This is a genomic window from Paraburkholderia sp. BR13444 (assembly GCF_040948755.1).
GTDB classification, from domain to species: Bacteria; Pseudomonadota; Gammaproteobacteria; order Burkholderiales; family Burkholderiaceae; genus Paraburkholderia; species Paraburkholderia youngii.
On record NZ_JBFPKM010000008.1, the window covers coordinates 206,514 to 227,012 of the forward strand.

At 63.8% G+C, this 20,499-nt stretch carries 18 protein-coding genes; 6 read left to right on the forward strand and 12 right to left on the reverse strand.

What is annotated here, in order from left to right; genetic code table 11:
* Nucleotides 1-15: 15 nt before the first annotated feature.
* The 9 genes from hprK to kdsD all read right to left on the reverse strand — a co-directional run bounded on the left by hprK (nt 16) and on the right by kdsD (nt 7,791).
* On the reverse strand, nt 16-984 hold the full coding sequence (hprK, locus tag AB3X95_RS23225) for an HPr(Ser) kinase/phosphatase (protein ID WP_008921706.1): 969 nt from the start codon (nt 982-984) through the stop codon (nt 16-18).
* A gap of 80 nt (nt 985-1,064) precedes the next feature.
* On the reverse strand, nt 1,065-1,580 hold the full coding sequence (locus AB3X95_RS23230) for a PTS sugar transporter subunit IIA (RefSeq protein WP_368622662.1): 516 nt from the start codon (nt 1,578-1,580) through the stop codon (nt 1,065-1,067).
* Nucleotides 1,581-1,922: 342 nt separating this feature from the next.
* Nucleotides 1,923-2,279, reverse strand: coding sequence for a ribosome-associated translation inhibitor RaiA (raiA, locus tag AB3X95_RS23235; RefSeq protein WP_008921708.1), 357 nt, complete (start codon nt 2,277-2,279; stop codon nt 1,923-1,925).
* Between the two features lie 170 nt (nt 2,280-2,449).
* Entirely contained in the window at nt 2,450-3,967 is a 1,518-nt protein-coding gene (locus tag AB3X95_RS23240; RefSeq protein ID WP_176110653.1) for an RNA polymerase factor sigma-54, read from the reverse strand.
* Between the two features lie 191 nt (nt 3,968-4,158).
* Nucleotides 4,159-4,935 carry an LPS export ABC transporter ATP-binding protein gene (gene lptB, locus AB3X95_RS23245; RefSeq protein ID WP_176110652.1) on the reverse strand — a complete coding sequence of 259 codons (777 nt, stop codon included), beginning with the start codon at nt 4,933-4,935 and terminating at the stop codon, nt 4,159-4,161.
* A gap of 17 nt (nt 4,936-4,952) precedes the next feature.
* Nucleotides 4,953-5,624 carry a lipopolysaccharide transport periplasmic protein LptA gene (lptA, locus tag AB3X95_RS23250; RefSeq protein WP_176109615.1) on the reverse strand — a complete coding sequence of 224 codons (672 nt, stop codon included), beginning with the start codon at nt 5,622-5,624 and terminating at the stop codon, nt 4,953-4,955.
* Between the two features lie 39 nt (nt 5,625-5,663).
* Nucleotides 5,664-6,251, reverse strand: coding sequence for an LPS export ABC transporter periplasmic protein LptC (lptC, locus tag AB3X95_RS23255; protein ID WP_368622663.1), 588 nt, complete (start codon nt 6,249-6,251; stop codon nt 5,664-5,666).
* Nucleotides 6,248-6,808, reverse strand: a complete 561-nt coding sequence (locus AB3X95_RS23260; protein ID WP_176109614.1) for an HAD family hydrolase — start codon at nt 6,806-6,808, stop codon at nt 6,248-6,250. The genes lptC and AB3X95_RS23260 overlap by 4 nt, the downstream gene beginning before the upstream one ends.
* The gene (gene kdsD / locus AB3X95_RS23265) at nt 6,808-7,791 is read right to left on the reverse strand and encodes an arabinose 5-phosphate isomerase KdsD (RefSeq protein WP_176368418.1); all 984 of its coding nucleotides are present in this window, start codon (nt 7,789-7,791) and stop codon (nt 6,808-6,810) included. The genes AB3X95_RS23260 and kdsD overlap by 1 nt, the downstream gene beginning before the upstream one ends.
* A 205-nt stretch (nt 7,792-7,996) precedes the next feature.
* Here kdsD and AB3X95_RS23270 point away from each other — a divergent pair, with 205 nt between their 5' ends.
* The 5 genes from AB3X95_RS23270 (at nt 7,997) to purU (ending at nt 13,322) form a co-directional block, all read left to right on the forward strand.
* Nucleotides 7,997-9,994 carry a cation:proton antiporter gene (locus AB3X95_RS23270; protein WP_184226285.1) on the forward strand — a complete coding sequence of 666 codons (1,998 nt, stop codon included), beginning with the start codon at nt 7,997-7,999 and terminating at the stop codon, nt 9,992-9,994.
* Nucleotides 9,995-10,076: 82 nt separating this feature from the next.
* A complete protein-coding gene (locus tag AB3X95_RS23275) occupies nt 10,077-10,643 on the forward strand; it encodes an adenine phosphoribosyltransferase (RefSeq protein ID WP_176125059.1) in 567 nt (188 codons plus the stop codon).
* Between the two features lie 160 nt (nt 10,644-10,803).
* On the forward strand, nt 10,804-11,418 hold the full coding sequence (locus tag AB3X95_RS23280) for a LysE family translocator (RefSeq protein ID WP_176109611.1): 615 nt from the start codon (nt 10,804-10,806) through the stop codon (nt 11,416-11,418).
* 71 nt (nt 11,419-11,489) lie between these two features.
* Complete coding sequence (locus AB3X95_RS23285; protein ID WP_368622664.1) at nt 11,490-12,371, forward strand: DUF4743 domain-containing protein; 882 nt, start codon at nt 11,490-11,492, stop codon at nt 12,369-12,371.
* 81 nt (nt 12,372-12,452) lie between these two features.
* Nucleotides 12,453-13,322: a formyltetrahydrofolate deformylase gene (purU, locus tag AB3X95_RS23290; RefSeq protein WP_176125056.1), complete on the forward strand. Its 870-nt coding sequence runs from the start codon at nt 12,453-12,455 to the stop codon at nt 13,320-13,322.
* Nucleotides 13,323-13,380: 58 nt separating this feature from the next.
* Here the strand turns inward: purU and AB3X95_RS23295 are convergent, their stop codons facing one another.
* The 3 genes from AB3X95_RS23295 to uvrA all read right to left on the reverse strand — a co-directional run bounded on the left by AB3X95_RS23295 (nt 13,381) and on the right by uvrA (nt 18,875).
* Nucleotides 13,381-14,607, reverse strand: coding sequence for a PepSY-associated TM helix domain-containing protein (locus AB3X95_RS23295; RefSeq protein WP_368622665.1), 1,227 nt, complete (start codon nt 14,605-14,607; stop codon nt 13,381-13,383).
* Nucleotides 14,608-14,880: 273 nt separating this feature from the next.
* Nucleotides 14,881-15,966: an AI-2E family transporter gene (locus AB3X95_RS23300; protein WP_176125054.1), complete on the reverse strand. Its 1,086-nt coding sequence runs from the start codon at nt 15,964-15,966 to the stop codon at nt 14,881-14,883.
* Between the two features lie 35 nt (nt 15,967-16,001).
* A complete protein-coding gene (gene uvrA / locus AB3X95_RS23305) occupies nt 16,002-18,875 on the reverse strand; it encodes an excinuclease ABC subunit UvrA (protein WP_176125053.1) in 2,874 nt (957 codons plus the stop codon).
* A gap of 309 nt (nt 18,876-19,184) precedes the next feature.
* Between uvrA and AB3X95_RS23310 the strand changes: the two genes are divergently transcribed.
* The gene (locus AB3X95_RS23310) at nt 19,185-20,372 is read left to right on the forward strand and encodes an MFS transporter (RefSeq protein ID WP_176368416.1); all 1,188 of its coding nucleotides are present in this window, start codon (nt 19,185-19,187) and stop codon (nt 20,370-20,372) included.
* The last annotated feature ends 127 nt before the right edge of the window (nt 20,373-20,499 follow it).

Below are 20,499 nucleotides of genomic sequence, written 5' to 3' on the forward strand. Positions count from 1 at the left end.
GCGCTGTGGTCGGCTTCAGATCAGCTTGCCGGGAAACTGGCTATCGGGATCCTGCATGGCGAGACGTTGCCGATCCATGAAATCGCGCAGCGTGTCGATACCGCGCAACTGCAGGATCGTATTGCGCACGGCCGCTTCGACCAGCACCGCGAGGTTGCGGCCCGCGGCCACCTGGATCGTCACCTTGCTGATCGGCAGGCCGAGCACGTCGACGGTCTGGCTTTCCAGCGGCAGTCGCTGGAATTCGCCATCGGGCCGGCGCACCAGTTGCACGATCAGCTTCAGTTTCATTTTGCGGCGCACCGCCGTTTCGCCGAAGATCGTCTTGATGTCGAGCAGACCGAGGCCGCGCACTTCCAGCAGGTTCTGCAGCAGCGGCGGGCAGCGTCCTTCGACGAAGTCGGGGCCGAGGCGCACGAAGTCGACCGCGTCGTCGGCGACGAGACCATGGCCGCGGCTGATCAGTTCGAGGCCGAGCTCGCTCTTGCCGAGACCCGAGTCGCCGGTCAGCAGCACACCCATGCCGAGGATGTCGAGAAAAACGCCGTGCAGCGTCGCGCGCGGCGCGAGAATGCGCGACATGTAAAGACGCAGACTATCGATCACCGCCGCCGCCGATGTCGGCGTCGTGAACAGCGGCGTCGACGAGCGCGTGCAGCGCAGCACTAGCTCAGGCGGCGCCGCGACGCCGCCCGCGACGACGAGAAACGGTGGCTCCAGCGCGATCAGTTCGGCCATGTGGCGCGAGCGGTCTTCATCGGTCTGACGTTTGTAGTAGTCGATTTCCGCATCGCCGAGCACCTGGATCCGGTTCGGGTGGATCAGGTTCAGGTGGCCGACGAGGTCGGCGCTCGACGTGGCATTGGCGACCGATTCCGAAGAGAAGCCGCGCTCCCAGCCTTCATGCCCCGTGAGCCAGCTGAGCTTCAGCATGGCGGCGTTGTCGTCGAAAATGCTCTGGGCGTTGATGCTGGACGTATCCATGAGTCAGTGACTCCAGTGTTAGCCGCTTGCCGGGCCTTACCTGCGTGTGCGCGCGCGTATGTACTACCGCCGCCATTGCCTCAAGGTTGCCACTGAGTAAGCAGGCGATGCAACGATTCGCGGTCTTCTTCAGTGTGCAGCCGCTCGCGGGCGTCGCGATCGGACAGCAATTGCGCGATCTCGGAAAGAATTTCGAGGTGCTGTTGAGTGGCCTGCTCGGGGACGAGCAGGAAGATCAGCAGCGAGACCGGCTGGCCGTCCGGCGCTTCGAAGGGGATGGATTCCGCGAGTCTGACGAATGCGGCGAGCGGTTGCTTGAGGCCCTTGATCCGCCCGTGCGGAATCGCGACGCCTTCGCCGAGCCCGGTCGAGCCGAGTCGTTCTCGCGCAAAAAGATTGTCTGTGACGGTACTGCGGGCGATGCCGTTCTGGTTCTCGAAGATCAGGCCCGCTTGCTCGAACACGCGTTTCTTGCTGGTGACCGATAGTCCGATGACGACGTTCTCGAGGGGAAGAAATTTGGCTAAACGATTCATGTTGACAGGCGAAAACGTGGCCTGAGTTCTCCCCACCGGGGCGGTTGAGTGACGTTCCATTCGTTCGATGCTGGCGAAGGCGGACGGTGAGAGTCGATCGGGAAAGCGCGAGATTTCGACCGGCCGTACTTCATCAGAACTGGCTTGACCCCGATGGTAACCGGAACATTATAGAACAGGGTGACAGCCGATGGTGCGGCGCGCCATCTATGCATATCAGGTTTTTCACTGCTTGCGGCGCGGAATATGTCGCGCTGCGCAAACATCTGCGCGAATGATTGAGCTTAGCCTCGGCGAGGGCGCACCGGCGCAGAGCGCGCGCCCGGCGCTGAAACGAAAAACCGCCCAGTTGCGGGCGGCTTGACGAGTCCCAGAGAAATCAGCAATTCCCTCGAGTTTCTCCTATTGCGGCGGCACGTCCAGCTGCGGCGCCGGCTGATACTTGATCGCTTCGTGCTGATGGCCTTGCAGACGATCCTTGTGGCGTATCACCTGTCTGTCGAGCTTGTCGATCATCAGATCGATCGCAGCGTACAAATCACTGTCACAACTCTCGACGAAAATATCCTTGCCCTTCAGGTGGAGGTTGATTTCCACCTTTTGACGCTTCTCCTTTTCCTTATGGTTGTCGACCGAGAGGACCACACTGCCGTCGATGACCTGATCGAAATGTCTTAGCACCCTATCCAGTTTGGTGATCACGTATTCGCGCAACGCAGGCGTTACTTCGAGGTGGTGTCCACTGATCTTGAGATTCATAGTGCTTCTCCAAGCTAATGGCCGCTTGGTCCGCACAATGACAAAGGTCCGGTCGATCTGACGGCTTGCCTGTGTCGCCCCCCGGTGACGGACATCTGGCAGGTCGCAGCGGCCGGCCTGTCCGTCAGGTGCGGAGCGGCCGGTAAATGCCCGCTGCAAAACGCGGCGAGCTACAGAGACTTGCGCAGGTTGACTGCCGGGATTTTGAGCGCCTCACGGTATTTCGCAACGGTACGACGTGCGACCACGAAGCCCTGTTCCGCCAGCAGTTCGGCTATGCGACTGTCTGAAAGTGGCGATTTCGGGTTTTCCGCTCCTATCAGTTGTTTGATCAGCGCGCGAATGGCCGTGGAGGAGGCCGCGCCGCCGGTGTCCGTCGAAACGTGCGAGCCGAAAAAGTACTTGAATTCCAGCGTCCCGAAAGGGGTAAGCATGTATTTACCGGTTGTCACACGCGAGACAGTCGACTCGTGTAGGCCCAGCGTATCAGCTATTTCCCGCAAAACCAAGGGGCGCATGGCGATTTCGCCGTGCACGAAAAAGCTCTTCTGACGCTCGACAATTGCCTGCGCAACTCGCAGGATCGTCTCGAAACGCTGCTGGATATTTTTGATCAGCCAGCGTGCTTCCTGCAGTTGCTGGCGCAACGAACCACTGCCCGGATCGCCGCGGTTATTGCGCAGAATATTCGCGTACAGATGGTTAATCCGCAGCTTCGGCACCACCTCGGGATTCAGCTCCGCCTGCCAGCCCTGTGCCGTTTTGCGCACCATGATGTCAGGCACAACGTAGTCCGCTTCGGCCTTGCCGTAGGCGGCGCCCGGAAATGGTTCGAGCGAGCGGATCAGCACATGCGCGTCGCGCAGATCGTCGTCGCTGGCCTTCAGGTGCTTGCGCAGCCGCGTGAAATCGCGCGCGGCGAGCAACTCCAGGTAATGGCCGACAATGTCTAGCGCAAGCGTGCGCGTGGGCGATGGCTCGAGCCGCAGCAACTGCAGCTTCAGACATTCGGACGCGGACCGCGCGCCGACGCCGGGCGGGTCGAAGCTATGCAGCAGCGCAAGCGCGGCGTTCAGTTCGTCGACATCGACTTCGAGTTCTTCGGGCAGGTCGGCCAGCACTTCTTCGAGCGTGGCGGCGAGATAGCCGTCGTCGTCGAGCGATTCGATCAGGAACGTGATGAGCGCGCGGTCGCGCTGGCTCGCCTGGGTGACACGTAGTTGCGCCATCAGGTGGTCGCGAAGCGATGTGCTCGATTCGTGGATTTGCAGCGGGGGCAGGTCGTCGTCGTCCGACGCGTTGCCGGAGCGGCCGTAGTCGTCGAGGTTCCACTGTGACGTGTCGCCGCCGCCGTCGCCTGAAAGGCCGTTGTATTCATCGACACCCTGCGGTTCGCCGCTTTCGGCTCGCTCGCCGCTGCCCTCGGACGATGCCGAACCGTTTCCGGCCATCGGGTCGGCCGGCGCCGAGGAGCCCGGTGTCTGGGCGATCACGGAGCCATCGGCCGCAACCCGCAACGGGCTCGCAATCCACTCGTCTTCGTTTTCGAGGAGTGGATTCTGCGAGATCGCCATGGCGACTTCCTGCTGCAATTCGAGCGTCGACAACTGCAGCAGCCGGATGGACTGTTGCAGTTGCGGCGTCAGCGCAAGATGCTGCGATAGGCGGAGTTGGAGGCTGGCTTTCATGGCAAGTTGAGATTCATTGTAGAGAGTTTGCCACGACCGCGATACCTTGCGGCACACGCAATTTTTGGGTACGCCGAAATGGCGCACCGCCCGGCGCCAGCCTGCGCCGTCTGACAGCGAATGTGCGGTGCCGCAAAATTGGCGCCGCGGCCGGCCGCGCGCGCTCGCGTGGCCGGGGACGCCGTGTGTGCTTACATGCGGAAGTGCTCGCCCAGATAGACGCGCCGCACGCTTTCGTTTTCGATGATGTCGCTAGGCGCGCCGGCGGCTAGCACGCTGCCGTCGCTGATAATGTACGCGTGATCGCAGATACCGAGTGTTTCGCGCACGTTGTGGTCGGTAATCAGGACGCCAATATTGCGTTGCTTCAAAAACTTGACGATTTTCTGGATTTCCAGCACCGCGATCGGGTCGACGCCGGCGAACGGTTCGTCGAGCAGAATGAAGCTCGGATTGGTTGCCAGCGCGCGCGCAATTTCAACCCGACGACGCTCGCCGCCCGACAGCGACAGCGCCGGATTTTCACGCAGATGCGCGATCTGAAGCTCGTCGAGCAGCGCTTCGGTGCGCGACGTGATCGCGTCTTTGCCGAGGCGCTTGCCGTTTTCGTCATGCTGCAGTTCCAGCACCGCGCGAATATTCTGCTCGACGGTCAACTTGCGGAACACCGACGCTTCCTGCGGCAGATACGACAAGCCGAGCGAAGCGCGCTTGTGAATGGGCAGAAGGCTGATCGACTTGCCATCCAGATCGATTTCGCCGGCGTCGAGCGGCACGAGGCCGACGATCATGTAGAACGACGTGGTCTTGCCGGCACCGTTCGGGCCGAGCAGGCCGACCACTTCGCCGCTCTTCACGTCGAGCGACACGTCCTTGACGACCGTGCGCGAGCCATAGCGCTTCTTCAGATTACGCACGACCAGCGAACTGCTGGTGCCGGCCGGCTTGCGATGGGGGAGCGGCGTGATGGTGCTGCTTACGGTGCTCACTGGTTCGGCGCTCCCTGAATGGAGTTGGACGGCGTGAGCGTGGCCGACGCGCCGGTCAGCGGCGCGGCGCCCGCATTGCGCGGCGACAGCATCGCGCGCACGCGGCCGGTGGGGTTGCCCGGACCGGCGACGTCCTTGCCCGCCTTGGCGGTGTAGAAGTCGTTCTGGCCGTCGTAGGTGATCACGCTGCCGTGCACCTGGTCGAGCAGCGTCGTCATGCTCTGCAGGCGGCGCACCGTCGCGTTGGTGGTCAGCGTGGTCAGATCCTGCTTGCCGTCGTAATCGATACGGATGGCCGTACCCTCGATGTATTCATCGAGCCCTTCGCGCTTCTGGCGGAAATACGACAGATTGTTGCCGCTCGAGGTGCCGGTCGCGAACTGGTAGCCCTGCGGGTCTTGCGACACTTCGACGCGATCGGCCTTGATCAGGATCGTCCCTTTGGTCGCCACCACGTGGCCGGTAAAGATGCTGACCTGCCGCAGGTCGTCGTAAGTCATGTTGTCAGCTTCGATGTTCAGCGGCTTGTCCTTGTCGGCGCGGTCCGCGTGCGCGAGCGGCGCGAAGCCGACAAGCGGCAACGCGACGACGAGCGCAGCGAGTGCGGCGCGGCACGCGGACAGCGCGCGCGAACGGCCGGTATCAAAACGGGGGAGCGATTCGTTCATGCAGTCACGCCTGGAATGGATTACCCGGTATGCGTTGGCTTAGTGGCCGGAATCGGACGCGGCGATTGCGCCTCTTACATTGCCGAACAATTGCATAAACCGGGTGACATTGTTGTATTTCATGCCGCTGGCAGTCATCACCGACATGCCGCGCTGAAGTTTAACTGGCTTTTCAGTCTCGATCACATCGTCGTTGACGAGGACCCTGAAATGCTCGGAATCGGCCTGCATCTGCGGATCGCCACCGCCGGGCGCACGCAGGATGCGGGCGTTCTGGTACAGATTGACGATCGACGCATCCGCGTTGACCGTGCCGGTATCGCCGGTCGCGGTGACGATCGGCTTGCCGGGCTGGAACGCGCGCATCGCTGGTTTGACGAGGTCGCTCATTTCGTCGTCCTCGTAATGGATCAGCGACTGCGCGGTCAGCCGGTACTGCGTCGCGCCCGACTGGTCGAGCTCGGACACCGAGAAGTTGTCCGCGAAGTAGTCCGGCGTGTGCTCTTTCGGGTGCACCTCGTTGTCGGTCTTGCGCGGCAACGTGGCTTGCAGCAGCCACCACGTGATGCCGGCGAGCGCCGCCATCGCGATGAGCGGGATCAGCGAAGTCAGGCGAAACTGGTTCATCCCACGAGGCCCCGTTGCTCGCCGCTGCACGCCGCCGCAAGCAGTGCTTCATATTTGTGCTGCGCGCGCAGCAGCGTATCGACCACTTCGCGTGCCGCGCCGTGGCCGCCGCGCGCCTCGCTGACCCAATGTGCACGCGCGATCACTTCGGGATGCGAATTGGCCGGCGCAGCCGCGAAGCCGACGCGCAGCATTACCGCGAGATCTACCCAGTCGTCGCCCATGTAGCCGCATTCCTCGGCGGTGAGGCCGGTTTGCCGCAGCAGGTCGGCGAACGCCTGCGGCTTGTCCTGCACGCCCTGGTAGACGTGCGTGATGTTCAATTCTTTCACCCGCGCCGCCACGATGCCGGACTGGCGCCCGGTGATGATGGCCGTTTCGATGCCGGCCTGGCGCAGCAGCTTCATGCCGTGGCCGTCCATCGAGTTGAAGCCTTTCATCGTGTCGCCTTCCGCCGTGAACAGCAGGCCGCCGTCGGTCAGTACGCCGTCGACGTCGAAAATCATCAGCTTCACGCGGCTTGCGCGTTCGGTAGCGGTAGGGGGAGCAACTGCCATCAGATCACCTTCTTCGAAAACAGGTCGTGCATGTTGAGCGCGCCGATTAGCTTGCCCGATTCGTCGACGACCAGCATCTGATTGATGCGATAGCGCTCCATCAGTTCCACGGCTTCGACCGCGAGTTGATCCGGCCCGATCGTGCGCGGGCTCGCGGTCATCACCGAACCGATCGGCAACTGGCGAAAATCGCCGTCGCGTTCGAGCACGCGGCGCAGGTCGCCATCCGTGAAGATGCCCGTCACACGGCCTTCGTGGTCGACGACCGAGGTCATGCCCATGCGTTTCGCGGTCAGCTGGAAGAGGGCATCGCTGACGGTCGCCTCGGGTGTGACCTGCGGCAACTGGTCGCCGGTGCGCATTACGTCGCGCACATAGGTAAGCAGGCGTCGACCGAGCGCGCCGCCCGGATGCGAGCGCGCGAAGTCGTCGCGGCCGAAGCCGCGCGCGTCGAGCACCGCGACCGCGAGCGCGTCGCCGAGCGCGAGCGCGGCGGTGGTGCTGGCGGTGGGCGCGAGATTCATCGGACAGGCTTCCTTCGCGACGCCGGAATTCAGATGCACGTCCGCGAGTTGCGCGAGGCTGGAGGCGGGGCGGCCCGTCATCGCGATCAGCTTCGCGCCGATCCGCTTGATGAGCGGCAGGATCGCCATCAACTCTTCGGTTTCGCCAGAATTGGACAGCGCGAGGAAGACGTCGTCGGCGGTGACCATGCCGAGGTCGCCGTGACTGGCTTCCGCCGGATGCACGAAGAACGCGGGTGTGCCGGTGCTTGCCAGCGTGGCCGCCAGCTTGCGGGCTATGTGGCCTGATTTGCCGATGCCGGAGACGACCACGCGCCCACGGCAACCCAGGATGAAATCGACCGCGCCGACAAAACTGCCGTCGAGCTGGTCGCGAAGCGCGCGCACGGCGTCCGCTTCGATGTCGAGTACGTCGCGAGCAAGCGTGAGTGCCCTGTCGCCATTGATTTTCGCTATCATGCGCGGAGTATAGCAAAGGCGCCTGTTCGCCGCGCCGGGCCTGCTGTGCCGGGCCGCTGTCTTCGTCGGCCTGTCGATAGTCTCATTTGCAGCTGCTTTGCAGCTCTTTAGCAGCTTTTTTCCGGCCCAATCCATTATGTCGCACGGCGTTCTCGTGCGCGGTTCCGCTGACGAACGAGGACGCTTCACCCATGCGTTTTTGCCGATGATTTCCCCGCTCGAAATGACGCTGTTTCTGCTGCTGGCATCGGTGGCGGGCGTGGTGATCTTTCGTTTCCTGAATCTGCCGCCGATGCTCGGCTATCTGACGGTCGGCATCGTCGTCGGGCCGCATGCGTTCGGGCTGATTCCCGATTCGGCGGGCGCGCAGAACCTCGCGGAATTCGGCGTCGTGTTCCTGATGTTCTCGATCGGGCTGGAGTTTTCGCTGGCCAAGTTGCGCACGATGCGCCGGCTCGTGTTCGGACTCGGCTTGCTGCAGGTGATCGGCACGGTCGCGGTGGCGGTGTCGCTCGGCTTCGTGCTGGAGCGCTGGGTGCATATCACCTGGCAGGCGTGCGTCGCGCTGGGCGGCGCGCTGGCGATGTCGTCGACCGCGATCGTCAGCAAGATGCTGGCGGAGCGGCTCGAGATCGAAACCGAGCACGGCCGGAATATCTTCGGCGTGCTGCTGTTCCAGGATCTCGCGGTGGTGCCGCTGTTGATCATCATTTCGGCGCTCGGCGGCCGCTCGGAGAATCTGGCCAGCGCGCTCGGCATCGCGGCGATCAAGATCGTCGTGGCCCTCGCGCTGCTGCTGATCGTCGGCCAGCGCTTCATGACGCGCTGGTTCAACGTGGTCGCGCGGCGCCGCTCGCAGGAGCTGTTCATCCTCAATCTGCTGCTGGTGACGCTTGGCGCCGCGTTCATCACCGACAAATTCGGGCTGTCGCTCGCGCTCGGCGCGTTCATTGCCGGCATGCTGATCGCCGAGACGCCGTACCGGCATCAGGTGGAAGAGGACATCAAGCCGTTTCGCGACGTGCTGCTCGGGCTCTTCTTCGTGACTACCGGCATGCTGCTCAATCCGCGCGTGATCTGGGAGCATCCCCTCGTCGTGCTGGCGTTTTTCGTCGGCCCGGTGCTGCTGAAGATGGTCATGATTACCGGCCTCGCGCGGCTTTTCGGCGCGACGCCGGGCGTCGCGATGCGCACCGGCATCGGTCTCGCGCAGGCGGGCGAGTTCGGCTTCGTGCTGCTGAACCTGATCCTCGACCGGCATCTGGTCGACGCGACGCTGTTGCAGACGATTCTCGCCGCGATGCTGCTGTCGATGCTCGCCGCGCCGTTCATGATCCAGAACGCGGACCGCGTCGTGCTGCGGCTGTCGTCGACCGAATGGATGATGCAGTCGTTGCAGATGACACGCATCGCGACGCAGAGCCTGAAGCAGAGCGGCCACGTGATCATCTGCGGCTATGGGCGCGCCGGACAGAACCTCGCGCGCATGCTCGAGCATGAAGGGCTCTCGTATGTCGCGCTCGACCTCGATCCCGACCGCGTCGCGGCGGCCGCGGCGGCCGGTGAATCGGTCGTGTTCGGCGACGCGGGGCGGCGCGAGTCGCTGCTGGCCGCGGGCCTGCATCGCGCGGGCGCGATCGCGATCACCTACGCGAACACGCCGTCGGCAATGCGCGTGCTGCACAACATTCACGAGATGGAGCCGACGCTGCCGGTCATCGTGCGTACCGTCGACGACGCCGATCTGGAGAAACTGCTCGCCGCCGGGGCGACCGAGGTGATTCCGGAGATCGTCGAGGGCAGCCTGATGCTCGCGTCGCACACGCTCGTCGTGATGGGCGTGCCGATGCGGCGCGTGGTGCGGCGCGTCGAGGAGATGCGCGACGAACGCTACTCGCTGTTGCGCGGCTATTTCCACGGCGCCGACGACATCGACGACGACGACGGCCACGAGCAGGTGCGGCTACAATCGGTGCCGGTCGACGAGAGCGCCGACGCGGTCGGCCGTACGCTCGCCGAGGTGGGCCTGTACGAACTCGGTATCGAAGTGACCGCGATCCGCCGGCACGGCATCCGCGGCGTCGAACCGGACCCGTCGACGAAATTGCGCGCGAGCGACATCGTGGTGCTGCGCGGTCTGCCCGAGCAACTGGCGCAGGCCGAGGAGCGGCTGTCGAAGCATCGCCGCGCCGCCGCGGCCTGAACCCGTGAACCTGGCCCGTTCTGGCGGGCGGCCACTGATTCAAGCTTTTCACCGGACCTGTCGAGGTCCATCCGGAGACATCATGTCCAACGCGCTCGCGAGCGCGCCGCTCGATGCGGCCGACTACATCAGAAGTCACATTCGCACGGTGCCCGACTGGCCGCAGCCGGGCGTGCAGTTCCGCGACATCACGCCGCTCTTGCGCGAGCCGAAGTCGCTGCGCGTGCTGATCGACCTGTTCGTGCAGCGCTATATCGATGCGAAGCTCGATTACATCGCCGGGCTCGATGCGCGCGGCTTCATCATCGGGCCGATCGTCGCGCACGAGCTGAGTATCGGCTTCATCCCGATTCGCAAGGCGGGCAAGCTGCCGTACAAGCGGATCTCGCAATCGTATGAACTGGAATACGGCACCGCGACTGTCGAGATTCACGAGGATGCGTGCGAGCCGGGCGATCGCGTCGTGATCATCGACGACCTGATCGCGACCGGCGGCACGATGATGGCCGGCAAGCTGCTGCTCGAGCGGCTCGGCGCGGTCGTCGTGGAAGGTGCGGCGATCGTCGATCTGCCGGACCTGGGCGGTTCGAAGCTGCTGTGCGAGGGCGGTCTTGCGCTCTATACAGTGACGAGTTTCGACGGTCACTGAACCCGGAGGCCGTTACGGCGTGCGCCGTGACGGTCGGGTTTCTCGCCGTACCAGCAGTTAAAGTCGCACAGGCTCCGTTGGCCGCACAAGGCCCAACCGGGTTCAACGACATGGCTCACCGCCAGGGCTCACCAGCCGCCCAACCCAGAAGGCCACCACGATGCCCAATTTCCTGCTGTTTCTCGCCACTTCGATTGCGATCACCGTGGCGCCCGGCCCGGACAATCTACAGGTGCTCGCGCGCGGCATCTCGCAGGGCCGCGCGGCCGGCCTCGTCGCCGCGCTCGGCTTTGCCGCCGGCATCACGTTTCATACGACGCTCGCGGCGCTCGGCGTCGCCGCGCTGCTGCGTTCGTCGCCGCTCGCGTTCGAAGCGATCAAGCTCGCCGGCGCCGCGTATCTGGTGTGGATCGGTATCAAGGCGCTGCGCAGCCAGGGGCTCGCGACCGCGCACGAGCGTGCGCCGCAGCCGCTTTCGGCAGTGTTTCGCCAGAGCGTGCTCGGCAATCTGATGAATCCGAAAGTCACGCTGTTCTTCGTCGTGTTTCTGCCGCAGTTCGTGCAGCCCGGCGGCGCGCAGAGCGTGACCGTGCAGATGCTCGAGCTCGGCGCGCTGTTCATGCTGCAGACCGTCGTGGTGTTTTCGCTGTTCGGCGTGTGCGCGGGGATCATCGGCAGCTGGCTCAGACGGCGGCCGCGTGTCGGCCTGTGGCTCGATCGCGTGGCCGGCGCGACGTTTATCGCGATCGGGATTCGCGTCGCACTGCGCGACTGACGCGCGTCACGCAACCCGTCCGCTTCCGCTTTGCCAGGTTCGCCACGACGTCGGACAGTTTGGAGTTTTCGATGACTTTGCCTTGCATCACCGCCGCGCGCCGCTTCGACGCGAACGCGCATCGGCCGTTTCTGATCGGCGCCGTACAGGTCGGCTGGATTCGCGAGCGCGACGTGCCGCTGCTCGCGCGCTGGCCCGACGTGTTCGAGATCGCGAACGACGGCGTGACGCTCTCCGCCACCTTCGATAGCGTCCATCTGCGCAGCGCGGCGCTCGCTTCCGTGATCGGCGCGCTCGCCGCCGATGGCCGCATCCCCGGCTGGCGCAACGAAACCTACGCGATCCGAAATGCGTTCGACGCGCCGCCGCTCGCGTACATCGAGCGCGCGGCGTCGCGCTTCTTCGGCACGATGACCTACGCGGTGCATCTGAACGGCGTCGTAGAATATGCGGAAGGCGGAGCGCCCTTTGGCGGAGCGCCCTTTGGCGGAGCGCCGCAATTGTGGATCGCGCGCCGCAGCGACACGAAGGCCACCGACCCCGGCATGCTCGACAATGTCGTCGCGGGCGGGATCGGCTGGGGCTTCGGTATCGCCGAAACGATCGTCAAGGAGTGCTGGGAAGAAGCGGGCATTCCAGCGGAGATCGCGGCGGGCGCGGTCGCGGGCCGCACCGCGCACGTGCTGCAATCGCTGCCGGAAGGCACCCAGGCCGAGCAGATCTTCATCTACGACCTCGCGCTGCCCGCCGACTTCGCGCCGCGCAACCAGGACGGCGAAGTGGGCGAACACCGGCTCGCGCGCGTCGACGAAGTCGCACGCTGGATCGAGGAAGGCGCGCTAACCGTCGACGCCAGCCTCGCGACGCTCGATTGCCTGCTGCGCCGCCGCTGGATCGACGAGGACGCGTGCGAGGGCATCGACGCGCTGTTCGCGCCGCCGCCGCTGGGCTAACCGAGGCTCATCGGTCGGGCCCGCCCCGCAGCCAGTACCACTGAAACAAACCACGCATTGAAGAAGGGAGTCACCGAGGTCATGTCGACCGATCACAGCTTTATCCTCAAACTGTCGTGCGCCGACCGGCCCGGCATCGTTCACGCCGTGTCGGGCTTTCTGTTCGAGCGCGGCAGCAATATTCTCGACTCCGCGCAGTTCGGCGACAGCCGCACCGGCGAGTTCTTCATGCGCGTGCATTTTCAGCAGGTGGGCGGCGATCCGGGGCTCGACGCGCTGCGCGCGTCGTTCGTGGCACTCGCCGAGCAGTTCGGCATGAGCTGGGAGCTGCACGACGCGAACGTGAAGCCCCGCGTCGTGATCATGGTGTCGAAGATCGGCCACTGCCTGAACGATCTGCTGTTTCGCTACCGTACCGGTCAGCTGAACATCGACATCCCGGCGATCATCTCGAACCACAAGGAGTTCTACCAGCTCGCCGCGAGTTACGACATCCCGTTCCATCACTTCCCGCTGCTCGGCGGCACGCCCGAAGCGAAAAACGCGCAGGAAGCGCGCGTGCTCGAAGTGATCAGCGAGCATCAGGCTGATCTCGTGGTGCTCGCGCGCTACATGCAGATTCTGTCGCCGAACCTGTGCGAGGCGCTCGCCGGACGCGCGATCAACATCCATCACTCGTTCCTGCCGAGCTTCAAGGGTGCGAAGCCGTACTACCAGGCGTTCGACCGCGGCGTGAAGCTGATCGGCGCGACGGCTCACTATGTGACGACCGATCTCGACGAAGGTCCGATCATCGAGCAGGAAGTCGAGCGTGTGGACCACAGCATGACACCGGAACAACTGACGGCGATCGGTCGCGACGTCGAGTGCGTGACGCTCGCGCGTGCCGTGAAGTGGCACGTCGAGCATCGTGTCGTGCTGAACGGCAGCAAGACGGTGGTGTTCCGCTAAAAATTGCACCGCTAACACCGCGCCGGTCGAGGCCGGCGCGGTCCTTTCCCCGCTTGCGTTACGAACGCGCTGCCGCGCCGCCCGTGCTTTTCCCGAGATTCGCGTTTTGCGCGGAACGGCGGCGCGCGCTCAGCTTCTTCAGCCAGATCAGCAGGCCCGTGACGCTCAGCACGGCCACCGCTACCCCCACCGCGCTGATCAGAATCCGCCCGCCGAGTCCGAGAATGCGCCCCGAGTGCAGCGGATACTGCATCTGCAGGAAGATATCGCCGGACGTGCCCTGACCGGGAATCCGCGTGGCGAGCCGCTGGCCGGTGGCGGCGTCCCAATACATCCACGGGTTGCCGAGGCCGGCGGCGCCGTGGTCGTCGCCGGCCGTGTAGAAGCCGACGCCATACGCATGCATGAATTCGGCGTAGTAGAGCCCGCCCGGTGGCGCGGCGACATGCATTTCCTTGCCGGCTTGCCCGGCGAGTTCGACGATGCGCTCGCGGCTCAGCATCTGATCGCCCGGTTGCGGTGCGCGAAGGATTTCGGGGTTGCTGAATGGATCGGGCGTCAATGTCGACAGTCGTGACACGATCGGCCGCACCACCTGCGACGACAGATTCATCGAAATCGACGTCAGCGCGACGATTGCCAGCAGGCCCCAGATCCATACGCCTCCGGAGCGGTGCAGATCGAACGTCAGCGCATAGCCGCCGCGTTTTAGGCGGAACGCGAACGACTTGCGCCAGGCCTTTAGGCTCGGAAACGACAGGCACAGTGCAATCACGCTATCGAACAGCCACACGATGCCGACGATCCCCATCAACCACGTGCCGATGTCAACGCCGCCGGTGAACGGCAGCTGCAGCGTGTAGTGCAGCTTGTAGATGAACGGAATCAGGTTGAGCCGCGCGAGCGACACGGCGCCCCATTCGCGGCGTCCCTGGATCTTGCCGGTGACGGGATCAACGGCGATCTGGTTGAAATCGAGCGGATAGGGCTGCTTCGTCGCCGGGTCTGTGCGCGGCAGCACCATCATTTGCAGCGCGTGACCCGGTTCGACCTCGAGCGGTAAATAGGTCACCCGAAGACGCGGATCGGCGGCTTCGACGCGATTCGCCAGTTCGAGGCCGGGCAGCGTCGGCCCAGCCGTGCGAGCCAGGTAGAACGACGGATTCAGCGCGGCATCCAGCTCGTGGTCCCACGCGATGATCGCACCGGTCAGTCCCGCGACGAACAGAAACAGTGCAGTCGCGACGCCGAACCAGCGGTGCAGGCGGACAAGCTGGCGTCTCATGCGCGAGCCAGGCGGAATCGCGGGCGGGAAATCAGCTGAAACGTCACGATGCGGACTGAGCGTAAATAGGAATTGTTCGCATCTTAGGGGCTGGCGCGTTCGGCTGCAAGTTTCCTTTCCTGTCAGCAGCCGACGACGGTGCCGCGTCGCGAGAAGCATAAAAAAAAGCGGCGCCGAAGTGCCGCTTTCGCTTCCGTCGCCTGTGTGGACTGCAGGGCGTGCATGCCGATGAGCGCTAGTGAGCGCTGACTTTGAAGCCCAACCCAGCCTCGCTCACACCAACCGCAAATAAATCAGCTCACGCTTGATGTACGCATAAAAAATCGGCGCCGCAATGACCCCGGCGATGCCGAACGCGGCTTCCATCACCAGCATCGCGATCAGCAGTTCCCACGCGCGCGCCTCGATTTGCCCGCCGACGATCCGCGCGTTCAGGAAGTACTCGAGCTTGTGAATCAGGATCAGGAACACGAGCGACATGATCGCCGCCGGAAAACTGACCGACAGCGCGACCGCGACGATGATCGTGTTCGAGATCAGATTGCCGATCACCGGCAGCAGACCCACGATGAACGTGACGAGCACGAGCGTCTTCGACAGCGGCAGCCGGTCGTGGAAGGTCGGCAGGATCACGAGCAGGAATATCGCCGTGAATACCGCGTTGAGCGCGGAAATCTTCACCTGCGCGAACACGATGCGGCGAAACGCTTCGGCAAAACGCGTGACGCGCGTGACAAACGCCGTGGACAGCGGCAGCCGCTGCATATGCTTCTGCGCGCCGACCGCGATGATCGCGCCGATGATCATGCCGATCAGCACGTGAGTGAACGCGCGCGCGGCGGTCGTGCCGCCTTGCTGCAGCATGTTCGCGTGCGTGTGCATCAGTTCCGCGGCCTTAGTCTTCATCTGTTCGGTGTCGACCGGCAGATAGTTCGCGACGAACTGCGGAATCCTGCCGCGCGCCTGGTCGATCAGTTGCATGGCCTGATCGAGCAGCGTCTGCACGCTGGGCACGTCGTTCTCGAAATGCGAGATGATGCCGAGCGTGAGCCCCGTCAGCGCGCCGACGATCACCGTCGACAGGAGCACCACCGCGAGCCAGCGTGCCCGCCTGCTCGACATGTGGCGCTCGATGCGCGGCGCGATCATTTGCACGAGCTGAAACACCAGCAGCCCGGCGAGCAGCGCGCCGAGCAGCTTCAGTTCGATGACCGCCCACATGCCGAACAGCATCACGACGTAGCTGCCAATCTCGACCGCCGACAGCTTCGGCAGACTCATGTCGCTGGTCAGCCTGACCGGGCGCGGGCGCAGGTCCTGCACCCGATCTTCTTCGCGCGCCTGATTACGCTTGGTCATGGCTTATCCCGTCTCCAAACCTCGATAGTGCAGCGTTATTTTGTGCTGGCGGCGCGCTTGAGCAGCGGCGCCAGATATTGTCCGGTAAAACTGGCCTTCGACTTCGCGATCTGCTCAGGCGTGCCCTGGGCGATGATCTGCCCGCCGCCGGCGCCGCCTTCGGGGCCAAGATCGATGACCCAGTCCGCGGTTTTGATTACATCGAGATTATGTTCGATGATCACGACGGTATTACCCTGGTCACGTAACCGGTGGATGACTTCCAGCAACAGCGCGATATCGTGAAAGTGCAGGCCGGTGGTCGGTTCGTCAAGAATGTATAGCGTGCGACCGGTATCGCGCTTGCTCAGTTCCAGCGATAGTTTCACACGCTGCGCCTCGCCGCCCGATAGCGTGGTCGCCGACTGACCCAGGCGGATATAGCCTAGACCCACGTCCAGTAAGGTTTTCAGCTTGCGCGCGACGACCGGCACGGCCTTGAAGAACTCATACGCGTGCTCGACCGTCATGTCGAGCACTTCGCTGATGTTGCTGCCTTTGTACTGGATGTCGAGTGTTTCGCGGTTGTAGCGCTTGCCGTGGCACACGTCGCACGGCACGTACACATCGGGCAGGAAGTGCATTTCGACCTTCAGCACGCCGTCGCCCTGGCACGATTCGCAGCGCCCGCCCTTCACGTTGAACGAGAAGCGGCCCGGATCGTAGCCGCGCTCCTTGGCGGCCGGCACCCCCGCGAACAACTCGCGGATCGGCGTGAAAAGGCCTGTGTAGGTCGCCGGGTTCGAGCGAGGCGTGCGGCCGATCGGCGACTGATCGACGTTGATCACCTTGTCGAAATGTTCGAGGCCTTCGATCGACTCGTACGGGGCCGGCTCCGTGGCCGAGCCGTACAGATGATGCGCGACCGCCTGGTACAGCGTGTCGTTGATCAGCGTCGACTTGCCCGAGCCGGACACGCCGGTCACGCAGGTCAGCAAACCTACCGGCAGATCGAGCGTTACGTGGTGCAGATTGTTGCCGTGGGCCTCGACGATGCGCAGATGCCGCTCGTCGGGTTCCTTGCGCTCGTCCGGGTATTCGATCGTGCGCGCGCCCGACATGTACTGGCCCGTCAGCGACGCCGCGTTCTTCTGTATCTCTTTGGGCGTGCCCTCCGCGATCACCATGCCGCCGTGTTCGCCGGCGCCCGGGCCCATGTCGACCACGTAGTCGGCCATGCGGATCATGTCCTCGTCGTGCTCGACGACGATCACCGAGTTGCCGAGATCGCGCAGATGCTTGAGCGTCGAGATCAGGCGGTCGTTGTCGCGCTGATGCAGGCCGATCGACGGTTCATCGAGCACGTACATTACGCCGGTCAGCCCCGAGCCGATTTGCGAGGCGAGGCGAATACGCTGCGCTTCGCCGCCCGACAGCGTTTCCGCGCTGCGTTCGAGCGACAGATAATCGAGCCCGACGTTGTTCAGGAACATCAGACGCGCGACGATTTCCTTCACGACCTTGTCGGCGATCTCGCGCTTCGAGCCCTCGAGGCGCAGCGTCTGGAAGTAGCCGAGCGCATCGCGCAACGGCCAGCCGCTGATCTCGAAGATGCCGCGCGCGTCGCTGTCGGCGCCGATGCGCACGAAGCGCGCCTCGCGACGCAACCGCGTGCCCGCGCACGCCGGGCACGGCTGGTTGTTCTGATACTTGGCGAGCTCTTCGCGTACCGCGGACGAATCGGTTTCGCGGTAGCGCCGCTCCAGATTCGGGATGATCCCTTCGAACACGTGCTCGCGCACCGACGTGCGGCCGCGCTCGTTGATGTACGAGAACGGAATTTCCTGCTTGCCAGAACCGTACAGCAGGATCTTGCGGACTTTCTCTGGCAGGTCCTCGAACGCGGTGTCGATGTCGAAGTCGTAGAACGCCGCGAGGCTCTGCAGCATCTGGAAGTAGAACTGGTTGCGCCGGTCCCAGCCCTTCACCGCGCCCGCCGCGAGCGACAGCGACGGATGCGCGACCACCCGTTTCGGATCGAAGAACGTGATCTGGCCGAGGCCGTCGCATTCGGGGCACGCACCCATCGGGTTGTTGAACGAGAACAGGCGTGGCTCGAGTTCCTGCAGCGAATACGAGCAGATCGGGCAGGCGAACTTCGAGCTGAACAGGTGCTCCTTGTCCGTATCCATTTCGAGCGCGATCGCGCGGCCGTCGGCGAGACGCAGTGCCGTTTCGAACGATTCGGCGAGACGCTGCTTCATGTCGGGACGCACGCGCAGACGGTCGATCACGACGTCGATCGTATGCTTGTCGTTTTTCTTCAGCTTCGGCAGCGAGTCGACTTCGTAGATCTTCGCGCTGCCTTCGTTGGCGGTACCGCCGCCCGAGCGCACGCGAAAGCGCACGAAGCCTTGCGCCTGCATGTCCTCGAACAGATCCGTGTGCTCGCCCTTGCGATCGCTGACGACTGGCGCGAGGATCATCACGCGCGTTTCTTCAGGCAGTGCGAGCGCCGCGTCGACCATCTGCGACACGCTTTGCGCTTCAAGCGGAATCTCGTGATCGGGGCAGTAGGGCGTGCCGACGCGCGCGAACAGCAGACGCAGATAATCGTGGATTTCGGTGACGGTGCCGACCGTCGAACGCGGATTGTGCGAGGTCGCCTTCTGTTCGATCGAGATAGCCGGCGACAACCCTTCGATCAGGTCGACGTCGGGCTTTTCCATCAGTTGCAGGAACTGCCGTGCATAGGCGGACAGACTTTCGACGTAGCGCCGCTGTCCTTCCGCATACAGCGTATCGAACGCCAGCGACGATTTGCCGGAGCCCGAAAGCCCCGTGATAACGACGAGCTTGTGACGCGGTAGGTCGAGATTGACGTTCTTCAGGTTGTGGGTGCGAGCCCCACGAATACGGATTTGTTCCACGGATTTATTCCATGAACTGCGGAAAGGGAAAGAGGCCAAACCTGCTACTATAACGACTTTTCCAGACCGCCGTTACGGCGTGCTGACAGCGGGAAAGAGGCGTAGCTGGGGCCGTTTTCCGTGAGTACAAGATGCCGCGAGCGTCGGCGGGGACGGTAGGGCACGGGCTTTGCGCATTGCGATGTCTCTTCGGCGCGGACCTGCCGATATGCCGGGGCTAGCCGCCCGCCTGTTCGTCCTGCTCCACTGTGCCGGCGCTCAAGGCTGTCCCCACGGGCTCGCCGCCCGGTTCATTCAAACAACGCTTCGATGTCCAATCCGTCCGCCATCTCCACACGCATGAGCGCGCCCGAATTGCGCGCGACCGTGTCGCTTGCCGCCATCTTCGCGCTGCGCATGCTGGGTCTCTTCATGATCATGCCGGTGTTCTCGATCTACGCGAAGACCATCCCCGGTGGCGAGAACGTGCTGCTCGTCGGCATCGCGCTCGGCGCGTACGGCGTCACGCAGTCGATGCTCTACATTTTCTACGGCTGGATCTCCGACAAGGTCGGCCGCAAGCCGGTGATTGCGACGGGCCTGCTGATCTTCGCGATCGGCAGCTTCGTCGCGGCGGCCGCGCACGACATGACGTGGATCATCGTCGGCCGGGTGATTCAGGGAATGGGGGCGGTGTCGTCGGCGGTGATCGCGTTCATCGCCGATCTGACCGCGGAGGAACATCGCACGAAGGCGATGGCGATGGTCGGCGGCAGCATCGGCGTGTCGTTCGCGGTCGCGATCGTGGGCGCGCCGATCGTGTTCCACTGGCTCGGCATGAGCGGGCTCTTCACGCTGGTCGGCGTGTTCGCGATCCTCGCGATCGGTGTGGTGGTGTGGGTCGTGCCCGATGCGCCGAAGCCGGTGCACGTGCGCGCGCCGTTCGCCGAAGTGCTGCACAACGTCGAGCTGCTGCGCTTGAATTTCGGCGTGCTCGTGCTGCACGCGACGCAAACCGCGCTGTTCCTCGTCGTGCCGCGCATTCTCGAAGCGGGCGGGCTGCCGGTCGCGTCGCACTGGAAGGTGTATTTGCCGGTAATGGGGCTGTCGTTCGTGATGATGGTGCCGGCGATCATCGCCGCCGAGAAGCGCGGCAAGATGAAGATCGTACTGTTGTCGGCGATCGCCCTTATCCTGATCGGCCAGTTGTTATTGGGCGTTGCTCCGCATACGATTCTGAGTGTGGCGGCGATCCTGTTCGTGTACTTTCTCGGCTTCAATATTCTCGAAGCGTCGCAGCCTTCGCTGGTATCGAAGCTCGCGCCCGGTACCCGCAAGGGAGCCGCGGCCGGCGTGTACAACACCACGCAGTCGATCGGTCTTGCGCTGGGCGGGTTGGTCGGCGGCTGGCTGCTGAAAATGAACGGCCAGAGCGCGGTTTTCTTCGCCTGCTCCGGGCTGGTATTTTGCTGGCTTATAATCGCCGCAAAGATGAAACAGCCGCCGCGCAAGGCATAACGCAGCGTACTCGGGGCACTTCCCGAATCATCCAGAACTCACCCGGCGGCGGGCAGAGGCGCTCTTCTGGTCTCGGGCCCGCCGGCCATGAGACGTGAACCGCGTAGTGCCGCGCCGCCTGCAACAG